Genomic DNA, 9,753 nt, shown 5'->3' on the forward strand with positions numbered 1-9,753 from the left:
GGCCGGGAGTGCGGGCTTCGCGGGCAGTGCGGGCTTGGCCGGGAGTGCGGGCTTCGCGGGCAGTGCGGGCTTGGCCGGGAGTGCGGGCTTCGCGGGGAGAGCAGGCTTGGCAGGCATTGCCGGCTTCGCGGGCAGTGCGGGCTTGGCCGGGAGCATCGGCTTGACCGGGTGTGCCGGCTTCGCGGGCATCGCGGGCTTCACCGGAAGCACAGGCTTCTCCGGCTTGACCGGGTGCACCGGCTTGACCGGGAGCATGGGCTTGGCGGGCTTGACCGGGTGTACGGGGTGGACCGGCTTGGCGGGCTTGACCGGGTGCACCGGCTTGACCGGGAGCATGGGCTTGGCGGGCTTGACCGGGTGTACGGGATGGACCGGCTTGCCTGGCTTGACCGGGTGGGCCGGCTTCGCCGGATGCACGGCGTGGACAGGCTTCGTCGGGTGGGCGGGCTTGGTCGCGTGTGCCGGGTGGTGGGCGGGCTTCGCCGGGTGCGGCGGATGCGGGGTGGTGTGGTCCCCTGCGGAGGCGGTACTCGCGCCCCCCAACGCGGCTGCGGCGAGCGCGGCAGCCATGGCCGCCGGCACCAGAACAGATCGCCATCTCGGCGATGTCGTCATCTTCTCCACTCTCCTCGACTTGGGTCAGGGCCTTGTGACAGATCGTCAGCACCAAGAGCCGGACAGTGGAATGAATAGGAAATCGGCTGATATGAATAACGCGACGACGCTCATTAGTCACCGGATGGTGTAGTACTGGGAGTGCCCGTTGGCCCGGGTGGCGGCGGACCCTCAACTGCCTTTGCGCCCGCACCGTGGTGACGACACCTCACCCGGCGGCGCACCGCGTACGGAGCGTCAACGGTCACTCCGTCGTCGTGGCCGTCCGCAGCACGTCGAGGGCCGTGAGCGCCACATGGAGTTCGGTGCGTTGTTCGCCGGACTCCAGGTCGCGGTCCAGGAGGCGTTCGATGGTGCGCAGGCGCTGGTACATGGTTTCGCGCGAGAGGCCGCCCCGGCGCGCCGCCGTGGTCTTGTTGCCGGCCGCGTCGAGGTAGTGCCGCAGGGTCGTCAGCAGGTCGGTGCCGTGGCGGGTGTCATGGTCGATGAGCCGGCCCAACTGCCGTTCGGTGTAGTCCTGGACCCGGGTGTCCTCGCGCAGGGCGTGCAGCAGGCCGCGCAGCCCGATGTCGCGCAGTTCGTGGAAGGAGCGGTCCGGGGGGAGGTCCCGGCCGGGCGGCGTGGCCTCGGCGACGCGGGCCGCCTCCCGGAACGAGCGGGGCGTGTCGGAGAGGTCCGCAACCTCCGAGCCGACGCTCACGACCGCCTTCGGGGCGAGGCCGAGTACGGCGCGGCTCAGGCGTTCGGCGACGGGGCGCCAGGGCTGGGCGGGGCGCAGCGCCAGCAGGATGCCGAGGCGGCCGGGGGCCAGGCCGCCGACGAGCGCGGGGACGCCCGCCGTGCCGAGTTCCCGGGACAGCCGGGTCTCGGGTTCGGTGTCCTCGTCCGCCCCGTGCAGGTCCACTAGGACCGCGACGAAGCCGCCGCCCTGGGTGGGCAGGCCCAGCGCGGCGCAGCGGGCTCGGGCGTCCTCGGGGGAGTGGTGGCGCTGTTCGACCAGGTCGCGCAGGGCATTGCGGTGTGCGGTGCGTTCCCAGGGGGTGGGGTGGATGAGACGGGCGACGGTCAGGGCCATCGCCGTTCTCTCCAGGACGGTGACGTGCTCCGGCCCGAACGCGGGTTCCTCCGTGCGGGAGGGGAGCATCACCACGCGGCCCCAGCGCTCGCCCTGGTACTCGACGGGCGCGGCCAGCCAGCCGTCCGGGCCGCACACGCCCGTGTGGTCGCCCGCCGGGGTGGCCCGCGAGCGCGTCTCCCAGCCGGTGAGCGCCTCCTCGACCGTGCTGCCGGACGGTTCGCAGATCAGCGCCCGGTGCACCAGGTTCTCCAGGACGACCGTGCGGCCGCTCATCACCGCCGCCGCCCGCATGACGTCCTCCGGCCCGGCGCCGCGCAGGGTCAGGGCGGTGAACGCCTCGTGGATGCGCTGGGTGCGGCTCATCGCCTCGGCCTGGTTGCCGAGGAGGAGGGCGTGCACGACCTGGGTGACCTCAAGGAAGTTGACGTCCTTGACGAGGGCGATGAGCGGCAGGTCGCGGGCCCGGCAGGCGCGGACCAGGGCGTCGGGCGGGCGGTGGTAGCGCCGTACGAGTTCCAGGACCAGGGCCGCCGCTCCGACGCCCGCGAGCTCGTCGACGTACCGGCGTACCCCCGCCGCGTCGTCGGGCAGCGGCATGCCGGTGGTCAGGACGAGTTCGCCGCCCTTGAGGAAGGAGGCGGGGTCGGTCAGTTCGGTGATGTGGACCCAGCGGACCGGGCGGTCGAGGTGGGCGACGCCGGTGACGACCTGCGGCTGTCCCGCGGCCAGGACGGGCAGCGCCAGGACGTCGGCGACGGTGAGGGCGCGGCCGGGCGCGGTGCCGTCGCGGTCCTCCGGGTGGTTCTCGTTCACGATGTCTCCATGGGGACTCCCCGCTCAAGCGGGGCCGAGCGCCCGAGGGAGTGCCCGGTCACTGTGACAAGCCCTGCTGACCTGCGCAAGAGGGCGTCCGACCCGGCGTACGGGGTCCTGGGCGCGCATTTCGGGCCCGCACCCCTGACAGAACGTCCGAACCCCGCCTCCGGGCCGGACACATCAGGCGTTGTCGTCCTCCGCGGCCGCCGGGATGCTCGGGGTACCGGATTCAGACCATTCAGGTCACACGCAGACCACGACCCACGGCCGGGAGACGAACATGACCGCACTGTCGCCGCACCTTCGCCAGGCCACGCCCGTGGTGGCGGCCCGGGGCGAGGGCGTCCACCTCTACGACCAGGACGGCCGCCGCTACCTGGACTTCACCGCCGGCATCGGCGTCACCAGCACCGGGCACTGCCACCCCAAGGTCGTGGCGGCGGCGCAGGAGCAGGTGGGCAGCCTGATCCACGGCCAGTACACGACGGTCATGCACCAGCCCCTGCGACGCCTCGTCGACAAGCTCGGCGAGGTGCTCCCGGCCGGCCTGGACAGCCTGTTCTTCACCAACTCCGGCAGCGAGGCCGTCGAGGCCGCGCTGCGGCTGGCCCGCCAGGCCACCGGCCGGCCGAACGTCGTCGTCTGCCACGGCGGCTTCCACGGCCGTACGGTCGCCGCCGCCTCCATGACCACCTCCGGCACCCGCTTCCGCTCCGGCTTCTCGCCGCTGATGAGCGGCGTGGTCGTCACGCCGTTCCCGACGGCCTACCGGTACGGCTGGGACGAGGAGACCGCCACCCGCTTCGCCCTGAAGGAGCTCGACTACACCCTCCAGACGATCTCCTCGCCCGCCGACACGGCCGCGATCATCGTCGAGCCGGTTCTCGGCGAGGGCGGCTACGTGCCGGCGACCCGCGCCTTCCTGGAGGGGCTGCGGGAGCGGGCGGACCGGCACGGGTTCCTGCTCATCCTCGACGAGGTGCAGACCGGCGTGGGCCGCACCGGCCGCTTCTGGGGCCACGACCACTTCGGGGTCACGCCCGACATCCTCGTCACCGCCAAGGGCCTGGCCAGCGGGTTCCCGCTGTCCGGCATCGCCGCCTCCGAGGAGCTGATGGCCAAGGCGTGGCCCGGCTCGCAGGGCGGCACGTACGGCGCCAACGCCGTCGCCTGCGCGGCCGCCTGCGCCACTCTCGACGTCGTCCGCGACGAGAAGCTCGTCGAGAACGCCGAGGCGATGGGCGGGCGGCTGCGCCGGGGCCTGGAGGCGGTGGCCGACCGCACCCCGGGCATCGGCGACGTGCGCGGACTCGGGCTGATGCTGGCCACCGAGTTCGTCACCGAGGACGGCGACCCCGACCCCGAGACCGCGGCCCGCGTGCAGCGCGCGGCGGTGGACCAGGGGCTGCTCCTGCTGCTGTGCGGTGCCTGGAACCAGGTCGTACGCATGATCCCGGCGCTGGTGATCGACGAGGCGGCGGTGGACGAGGGCCTCCAGGCGTGGGCGACCGCGGTGGAAGTCGGGACCTCCGGAGCGGCGGCACGATGAGCGACCCCCTCGCGCGGCTGACCGCCCGGCTCGCCGAGGCCGCTCCCGGCCTGCGGGTCGAGACCGGCCCCGGGCCGACCGGGCTCTACGCCTACGACGCCTCCAACTACCGGGTCCCGCCGCGGGCCGTGGCCTTCCCGCGCACCGTCGACGACGTGGTCGCGGTGGTGCGGGCCTGCCGGGAGACGGGGGTCGCGGTCACCGCGCGCGGCGGCGGCACCAGCATGGCCGGCAACGCGGTCGGGCCGGGCGTCGTCCTGGACTTCTCCCGGTACCTGAACCGGATCCTGGACATCGACCCGCAGACGCGCACCGCGCGTGTCGAGGCAGGGGTGATCCTCGACGCGCTGCGCGCCGCGACCGCGCCGCACGGCCTCACCTTCGGCCCCGACCCGTCCTCGCACAGCCGCTGCACCCTCGGCGGGATGATCGGCAACGACGCCTGCGGCAACCGGTCGGTGCGGCACGGCCGGACCAGCGGCCACATCGAGTCGCTGGAGATCGTGACGGCGGACGGCGTGCGCGCCGTCGCCGACCGGGTGGGACTGCACCCGGTGGACCCCCAGGACGCGGAGCACGTCGCCGGCCTCGAAGCGGACGTACGACGCCTGATCGACGCCAACCTGGCCGCGATCCGCACCGAACTCGGCCGCATCCCGCGCCAGGTCTCCGGCTACCAGCTGCACCACCTGCTGCCGGAGAACGGCTTCGACATGGCCCGTGCGCTGGTGGGCACCGAGGGCTCCTGTGCGGTCGTCACCGCGGCGACGGTCCGCCTGGTGGCGACCGCACAGGCCACCACGCTGCTCACCCTCGGCTACGAGGACGTCGTCGACGCCGCCGAGGACGTGCCGGAGATCCTGAAGTGGAACCCCACCGCGGTGGAGGGCATGGACGAGGCGATCGTCGCCACCATGCGCGCCCGCCGCGGCCCCGACTCCGTCACCGGGCTGCCCGAGGGGCGTGCCTGGCTGTACGTCGAACTCGACGGGGACGACCAGGCGGACGTCGACCGCCGGGCCGCCGAACTGCTGGACGTGCTCAAGGCCGCGGGCCGGATGACCGGCGGGCGGGTCGTGCGGAGCCACGCCGAGCGGCGCTCGCTGTGGCGGGTGCGCGAGGACGGCGCCGGTCTCGCCGCACGCCTCGTCGACGGCGGGGAGTCCTGGCCGGGCTGGGAGGACGCGGCGGTCGCGCCCGAGAACCTGGCCGCCTACCTGCGGGACTTCCGCGGGCTCCTGGCCGCGCACCGGCTGACCGGCGTGCTCTACGGGCACTTCGGCGCCGGCTGTGTCCACGTCCGCATCGACTTCGACCTCGCCACGGATGCCGGGCGGGCCGCGACCCGCCGCTTCCTGTCCGAGGCGGCCGCGCTCGTCGTCGAGCACGGCGGCACCCTGTCCGGCGAGCACGGTGACGGCCGGGCGCGCGGTGAGCTGCTGGAAGTCATGTACAGCCACCGCATGATCCGCGCCTTCGCCGGCTTCAAGCAGGTCTTCGACCCCGAGGGGCTGCTGAACCCGGGCGTCATCGTGGCGCCGGCGAAGCTCGACACCGACCTGGCCCTCCACCAGATCCGGCCCGTCGACACCCTCTTCTCCTTCCCGCACGACGAGGACGGCTTCGCCGGGGCCGTACGCCGCTGCGTCGGTGTCGGCCGCTGCCGCAGCGACTCCGGCGGCGTGATGTGCCCGAGCTACCGGGCCACCGGCGAGGAGAACGACTCCACGCGGGGCCGGGCCCGCCTCCTCCAGGAGATGGTGCGCGGCGGAACCGTCCAGGACGGCTGGCGCTCGACCGAGGTCAAGGACGCCCTCGATCTGTGCCTGTCCTGCAAGGCGTGCTCCAGCGACTGCCCGGTCGGCGTCGACATGGCCACGTACAAGGCGGAGTTCCTGCACCAGCACTACAAGGGCAGGCTCCGGCCCCGCTCCCACTACTCGCTGGGCTGGCTGCCCCTGACCTCCGCCCTCGCCGGATACGCCGCCCGCCCGGTCAACGCCCTCCTGCGGGGGCCGGCCGGAAGGCTCCTCGCCCGCCTGGGCGGGGTGACCCTCAAGCGCGCCATCCCGGCCTTCGCCTCCCGCCGAGCCCTGCGCAGGGTCCTGCGGGCGGCGCGGCCCGACGTACCGGCGAAGGCCGTGCTGTTCGTCGACAGTTTCACCCGCGCCTTCCGTCCCGAGGTCGCGGGCGCCGCGAGCCGGGTCCTCGCCGACGCCGGTGTCCCCTGCACGACCGAGGCCGGCCTGTGCTGCGGACTGACCTGGGTGAGCACCGGCCAGCTGTCCGTCGCCCGCAGGATCATGGCCCGTACGGTCGCCGCCCTGGACGACGGCGACGACCGGCCGATCATCGTGGCCGAGCCGAGCTGCGCCGCCGCCCTCAGACGCGACGTGCCCGAACTCCTCGGCACCGACGCCGCCGAGCGCGTCGCGGCCCGCGTCCACACCCTCACCGGCGCGCTGAGCGACCTGGCCGCGCCGGAGTGGACCCCGCCCGACCTGCCGGACAACGTCGTCCTGCAGACCCACTGCCACGAGTACGCGACGTTCAAGAGCCGTCACCCCCGCGACCTGCTGCGCAAGCTCGGCGTGGGCAAGGTCGAGGAGGCCGAGGGCTGCTGCGGACTCGCCGGGAACTTCGGCTTCGAGGAGCAGCACTACGACACCTCGATGGCCGTCGCCGACCTGGCCCTGAGGCCCCGCCTCGACGGCATCGACCAGGACGTCCCGACCGTCGTCGTGGCCGACGGCTTCAGCTGCGCCACCCAGATCGACCACCTCGCCGGGGACCGGGGCATCCGCGCCCTGCATCTCGCGGAACTGCTCGACCCCGCCGCCGATCGACCCGATCAACCAGGAGAGACCTCATGACCGACACACCCACGCAGCTGTTCATCGGCGGTGCCTGGGTGGACGCCGCTGACGGCGCCACCCTGCCCGTGGACGACCCCGCGACCGGCGAGATCCTCTGCCAGGTGGCCGACGCGGGCCCCAAGGACGCCCGGCTCGCCGAGGAAGCGGCCGTGCAGGCGCAGGAGGAGTGGGCCCGTACGGCGCCCCGGGCGCGCAGCGAGATCCTGCGCCGCGCCCACGAGATCATCCTTGAGCGCACCGACGAGCTCGCCCACCTGATGACGTCCGAGATGGGCAAGCCGCTCGCCGAGGCCCGGGGCGAGGTGGCGTACGCGGCCGAGTTCTTCCGCTGGTTCTCCGAGGAGGCCGTCCGTATCGACGGCGGCTACGGCGTCCTGCCCGACGGCCGCAACCGTGTGCTGCTCGGCCGCCGCCCGGTCGGCCCCTGTCTGCTGATCACCCCGTGGAACTTCCCGCTGGCCATGGGCACCCGCAAGATCGGCCCGGCGGTCGCCGCCGGCTGCACGATGGTGCTCAAGCCGGCCCCGCAGACCCCTCTGTCCAGCCTGGCTCTCGCCGCGATCCTCAAGGAGGCCGGGCTGCCGGACGGCGTGCTGAACGTCGTCACCACCTCCCGTGCGGGGGAGGTGTGCGAACCGCTCCTGCGCGGCGGGCGGATTCGCAAGCTCTCCTTCACCGGCTCCACGGCCGTCGGCCGGCTGCTGCTGGCCCAGAGCGCGGACGCGGTGGTACGGACATCGATGGAACTGGGCGGGAACGCGCCGTTCATCGTCTTCGAGGACGCCGACCTGGACAAGGCCGTCGACGGGGCGATGGTCGCCAAGATGCGCAACATGGGCGAGGCGTGCACGGCCGCCAACCGCTTCTTCGTGCACCGGTCGGTGGCGCGGGAGTTCGGGCGGCGGCTGGCCGAGCGGATGGGCGCGCTGGTCGTCGGTCCGGGCACCCGGGACGGCGTCGACGTCGGCCCGCTGATCGACAGGGCCGGACGTGCCAAGGTCGAGGAACTGGTCGCCGACGCGGTGGAGCGGGGCGCCCAAGTGCTGGTCGGCGGCCGTACGCCGGAAGGGCCGGGCTGTTTCTACCCGCCGACCGTGCTGGCGGACGTAGCGCCCGACAGCCGTCTGATGGGCACGGAGATCTTCGGCCCCGTCGCCGCGATCCTCACCTTCGACGACGAGGACGAGGTGGTCCGCCGGGCCAACGACACCCCCTGGGGGCTCGTCGGCTACGTCTTCACCGAGGGCCTCGACCGGTCCCTGCGGGTGAGCGAGCGGCTGGAGGTCGGCATGGTCGGCGTCAACACCGGCCTGGTGTCCAACCCGGCCGCGCCCTTCGGCGGCGTCAAGCAGTCCGGGCTCGGCCGCGAGGGCGGCCGGGTCGGGATCGACGAGTTCCTGGAGTACCAGTACCTCGCGGTCCCGGTGGGATGACGCCGACCATGCCCTGACACGCCCCGTCGCGGCAGCGCAGACTGCCCCTCGCCCGGCCGATCGCCTCCCGGCCGGGCGAGGGGCATTGATGCGCGTGCGGCACCCCCTCGGCGCCCGCACCTCGGTGTCCGTCCCCCCCGGCCGGCGCCTGACCGGTGTCTGATCGGCGTCGGCCGCACGCCAGGGCGTGCGCGGTTGTCGTGGTCTGCTGTGCGGGGCGCTGTACATCCGTAGGGGTGGCCGGGGGCGGAGTGCTGCCGGCGGCGGGGCGGACCGGTGATGCGGCTGTCGTACCCCGGTCTCCCGCGCCCGCTTCGCCAGCCCGGCCCGCCGTCAGCCCAGGTGCCGGGCCGTGATCTCCGAGGCCGCGGTCGTCACCAGGCGGGCCAGGTCGGGCAGCCGGGCGGGGTCGAAGCGGGAGTCGGGCATGGAGGCGGCGACGGCGGCCAGCGGCATGCCGTCGCCGTCCAGGACGGGGGCGGCGATGGCGCAGACGCCCGGCCGGAACTGGTTGTGGTTCACGGCGTATCCGCGGTCCCTGACGCGGCGCAGCTCGGCGCGCAGTTCCGCCGGGTCGGTGATGGTCTCCTCGCCGTAGCCCTCCAGCACGCCGGCCGAGAACTCGTCGACCTCGCACTTCGGCAGATGGGCGAGCACCGCGTGCCCCGTGGCCGTGGCGTGCAGCGGTGAGGTGTCGCCGATGGCGTGGAAGGTCCGTACGGGATGGTCGCAGTCGACGCGGTCGACGACGACCATGCCGTGCAGGGCGTCCGGCACCGACAGATGGATCGTCTCGTTCAACGCGTCGCGCAGCTGGACCATCGGCTCGCGGGCGGCGGCGAACAGGCTGGAGCCCTGGAGCGCGGCGGGCCGTACGGCCAGGACCCTGGCACCGACCTCCCAGCGGGTGGTGTCCCGGCGGTTGGCCCGCAGCCACCCCGCCTCGTTGAGGGTCACCAGCGTCCGCTGCACGGTCGACTTGGGCAGGCCGAAGATCTTCGTCAGCTCGCCGACGGTCACCGGCTGGTGCTGGGCGACCGCCTCCAGGATGCGCAGCGACCTGGTGACACTCTTCATTTCCATCCGACGCCTCGCGGGTTCTGTGGATTTCTCGTTCTCACCTCTTGACTCCCTCCCGGAGCCGCGGGCATGCTCGTGCCAGATTCTAGCACGGCGTACCACAATACGGCACGCGGTCGAGGTCGTCCGGTGATCGGGCCGGCACCGAGGACGTGCGGAATCCGATGCCCCGCGGCGATGGACAGTGGTAGCGCCCTGACTCGCCTACCGCGCCGCGTGGCGCAGCCGTCCTGCGTCCGGCCCGCTCCCCCGGTCGGGCGCAGGACGGTGACGGCTGTGAGCGCACAAGGGTCGGCCCCCCACGCC

5 protein-coding genes and 1 pseudogene are annotated in these 9,753 nt (G+C 73.5%); 3 read left to right on the forward strand and 3 right to left on the reverse strand.

Annotated elements, in window-relative coordinates; genetic code table 11:
- Positions 1-570: pseudogene (locus ABZ078_RS13575) on the reverse strand (hypothetical protein); the annotation flags it as partial.
- A gap of 289 nt (positions 571-859) precedes the next feature.
- On the reverse strand, positions 860-2,506 hold the full coding sequence (locus ABZ078_RS13580) for a PucR family transcriptional regulator ligand-binding domain-containing protein (protein ID WP_356574759.1): 1,647 nt from the start codon (positions 2,504-2,506) through the stop codon (positions 860-862).
- 283 nt (positions 2,507-2,789) lie between these two features.
- Here ABZ078_RS13580 and ABZ078_RS13585 point away from each other — a divergent pair, with 283 nt between their 5' ends.
- From ABZ078_RS13585 to ABZ078_RS13595, 3 genes are read left to right on the forward strand one after another with little or no spacing between them, the layout of a single operon-like run.
- Positions 2,790-4,058, forward strand: a complete 1,269-nt coding sequence (locus ABZ078_RS13585; RefSeq protein WP_356574761.1) for an aminotransferase class III-fold pyridoxal phosphate-dependent enzyme — start codon at positions 2,790-2,792, stop codon at positions 4,056-4,058.
- Positions 4,055-6,931, forward strand: coding sequence for an FAD-binding and (Fe-S)-binding domain-containing protein (locus ABZ078_RS13590; RefSeq protein WP_356574763.1), 2,877 nt, complete (start codon positions 4,055-4,057; stop codon positions 6,929-6,931). Before ABZ078_RS13585 ends, ABZ078_RS13590 begins: the two co-directional genes overlap by 4 nt.
- The gene (locus ABZ078_RS13595; RefSeq protein WP_356574765.1) at positions 6,928-8,367 is read left to right on the forward strand and encodes an NAD-dependent succinate-semialdehyde dehydrogenase; all 1,440 of its coding nucleotides are present in this window, start codon (positions 6,928-6,930) and stop codon (positions 8,365-8,367) included. The genes ABZ078_RS13590 and ABZ078_RS13595 overlap by 4 nt, the downstream gene beginning before the upstream one ends.
- Before the next feature lie 333 nt (positions 8,368-8,700).
- Here ABZ078_RS13595 and ABZ078_RS13600 read toward each other — a convergent pair whose 3' ends face one another.
- Positions 8,701-9,444 carry an IclR family transcriptional regulator gene (locus ABZ078_RS13600; RefSeq protein WP_356574767.1) on the reverse strand — a complete coding sequence of 248 codons (744 nt, stop codon included), beginning with the start codon at positions 9,442-9,444 and terminating at the stop codon, positions 8,701-8,703.
- Positions 9,445-9,753 lie beyond the last annotated feature (309 nt).

The sequence above is a fragment of the Streptomyces sp. NPDC006385 genome, assembly GCF_040612485.1.
Classification (GTDB): domain Bacteria; phylum Actinomycetota; class Actinomycetes; order Streptomycetales; family Streptomycetaceae; genus Streptomyces.

Coding starts and splice junctions, on each gene's coding strand:
- ABZ078_RS13585 (WP_356574761.1), top strand. CDS start 2,790: ATGACCGCACTGTCGCCGCACCTTCGCCAGGCCACGCCCGTGGTGGCG.
- ABZ078_RS13590 (WP_356574763.1), top strand. CDS start 4,055: ATGAGCGACCCCCTCGCGCGGCTGACCGCCCGGCTCGCCGAGGCCGCT.
- ABZ078_RS13595 (WP_356574765.1), top strand. CDS start 6,928: ATGACCGACACACCCACGCAGCTGTTCATCGGCGGTGCCTGGGTGGAC.
- ABZ078_RS13600 (WP_356574767.1), bottom strand. CDS start 9,444: ATGAAGAGTGTCACCAGGTCGCTGCGCATCCTGGAGGCGGTCGCCCAG.